General features: G+C 48.6%; 1 protein-coding gene and 1 pseudogene. One reads left to right on the top strand and one right to left on the bottom strand.

What is annotated here, in order from left to right:
- Positions 1-211: 211 nt before the first annotated feature.
- Complete coding sequence (gcvT, locus tag P5674_RS24415; RefSeq protein WP_006615988.1) at positions 212-1324, top strand: glycine cleavage system aminomethyltransferase GcvT; 1113 nt, start codon at positions 212-214, stop codon at positions 1322-1324.
- 15 nt (positions 1325-1339) lie between these two features.
- On the opposite strand, the pseudogene P5674_RS24410 reads toward gcvT, so the two are convergent.
- Positions 1340-1453, bottom strand: a pseudogene (locus tag P5674_RS24410) (Uma2 family endonuclease); the annotation flags it as partial.
- Between the last annotated feature and the right edge of the window lie 284 nt (positions 1454-1737).

The following is a 1737-nucleotide window of genomic DNA, read 5'->3' as shown; positions in this document are numbered from 1 at the left end:
TGACAGAATTATTTTCCTGTGCTAGGACTAGATTGTGAGTAACATTTGAGTAACTCGATAGGATATAGGGGTTGAGTAATAACCCGCTATCGCTGTCAGGATAAGGGTTTCAAGGCAATGCAGGCGAAAGGAGAGTTTCCAGGGAGGCGATCGCAGTTGTGAAAGTTTGCCTTAAAATAAATACTTATCCCATTACCGTTAGACTCCGGCAATGAAACCAACCCTGACTCGCACCCCTCTATATGACCTATCCGTTGAACTCAAAGGCCGGATGGTTCCATTTTCAGGCTGGGAAATGGCGGTTCAGTATTCCGGTATTACCCAAGAACATCAAGCAGTGCGATCGCAAGTGGGACTATTTGACATCTCCCACATGGGCAAATTTTCCCTCCAAGGTGAACAGCTAATCAATGCCCTCGAACCCCTATTTCCCTCTAGTCTCAGTCGTCTACAACCCGGTCAAGCCCAATATACAGTCCTATTAAATAGCAGTGGCGGCATATTGGATGATGTCATTTTTTACTACCAAGGCTTAGACCCAGCCACAGGAAACCAGCGGGGAATGATGATTGTTAATGCAGCCACCAAGTCCAGAGATAAGGCTTGGGTTGTCGCCCATTTGGAAGGAACCGGAGTCGCCCTAGAAGACCTATCTCGCAGCCAGGTATTAATTGCAGTCCAGGGACCTCAAGCGGAAGCCGTCCTTGGACCCCTAGTAGAAGCCGACTTATCAGCAGTTGCCAATTTTGGACATATAGAAACCACCCTATTAGGAAAACCTGCATTTATCGCCCGCACCGGATACACCGGAGAGGATGGGTTTGAGGTAATGGTAAATCCCCACACCGGAGTAAATTTATTTCGACACTTAATAGAAGTGGGGGCAACTCCCTGTGGTTTGGGCGCTAGAGATACCCTGCGTTTAGAAGCGGCAATGGCTTTGTATGGGCAAGATATTGATACCCATACCACCCCTTTAGAGGCCGGTTTAGGCTGGTTAATCCATTGGGATGAGAAGGGAGACTTTATCGGCCGTGAGTCCCTAGAATCGCAAAAATCAGGGGGTTTATCGAGGCGGTTAGTGGGGTTAGAAATGCAGGGGCGATATATTGCCCGCCACGGTTATCCTGTGAAGGCTGGCGGCGAGGTTGTGGGAGAAATTACCAGCGGCACAATGTCCCCTACCCTGGAAAAGGCGATCGCCTTAGCCTATGTTCCGGTAGAATTAGCCAAAATCGGCCGCCAAGTAGAAGTAGAAATCCGTAATAAAATCTACCCGGCAACAGTGGTTAAACGTCCCTTCTATCGTTCCCCACATCGGTAGTTAACAGTTCATAGAGTGGCGATCGCTCCCAGCCTGTTGCCATGACCGGATCAGGACGTTGATGGCAATGCGGTGACGGTTACTTTCTAAAGGCTCTCCATCATCAAAAATCAAATCTGTCGGCGGCATGGAGGGTTCCCAGTCCGTTTCCGTAGCAGTTTCGGGGCTAGTATTGGCAGTGAGTTACTGACATTTTCCGTTCCCCCCTCTCTCGTATTTCCGAGTTGCTCACGATTATATCCCCAGCCACCCATAGCCGCCTGGGACTACAGCCATGATAAGCCCTACTGATAGCAGCCATGAGAATAAGTGTGGCTCAACCCCTTTACAAACCTTAACCGAGTGTGTCATATTATGAACACGGTAGAAAAACAACTGCCGGATAAGTACCTCGAAAATTCAATACAGCAATC

Origin of the sequence: Limnospira sp. PMC 289.06 (genome assembly GCF_032350395.1) — a bacterium.
Lineage (GTDB): Bacteria > Cyanobacteriota > Cyanobacteriia > Cyanobacteriales > Microcoleaceae > Limnospira > Limnospira platensis.
The sequence above is the reverse complement of the archived record's forward strand: the minus strand, read 5'-3'. Positions and strand labels throughout refer to the sequence as shown.

Coding starts and splice junctions, on each gene's coding strand:
- gcvT (WP_006615988.1), top strand. CDS start 212: ATGAAACCAACCCTGACTCGCACCCCTCTATATGACCTATCCGTTGAA.